The sequence below is a fragment of the Pseudoalteromonas sp. S3260 genome (assembly GCF_005886925.1).
Lineage (GTDB): Bacteria > Pseudomonadota > Gammaproteobacteria > Enterobacterales > Alteromonadaceae > Pseudoalteromonas > Pseudoalteromonas tetraodonis.
The window spans coordinates 1-346 of sequence record NZ_PNCV01000368.1; the positions used below are offsets into that span (position 1 = coordinate 1).

The 346-nt window shown below is 46.0% G+C and carries 1 protein-coding gene; it reads left to right on the forward strand.

Going from position 1 to position 346, the window contains the following annotated elements:
• Positions 1–262: response regulator transcription factor (locus tag CWC14_RS18830; protein ID WP_138564401.1), on the forward strand; the 262-nt coding region annotated here is incomplete at its 5' end.
• Between the last annotated feature and the right edge of the window lie 84 nt (positions 263–346).

Consider the following 346-nt stretch of genomic DNA (forward strand, 5'->3'; position numbering starts at 1 on the left):
CAAGGTCGAGGCGATCAGCGGTGAGGATAAAGAACTGGCGGCTCAGGTCGCTTCATTGACACCGCAACAGTATAGAGTGTTAAGCTACTTGCACGAAGGTTTGTTGAATAAACAAATTGCTTATGAGTTGAATATTTCTGAGGCGACAGTGAAAGCGCACATTACGGCGATTTTCCGCAAGCTCGGTGTCTATAATCGTACCCAAGCGGTGTTAATTGCCTCAAAGCTACAGTTGGAGCCTCTTGAAAATCAAAGCGAATAATCGCCACTGGAGGAACTATGAGCGCAATTACGGATCTGCATACGTTGTTAGCTAATCTTGAGCCACAATTACAGCCCCAAGAGT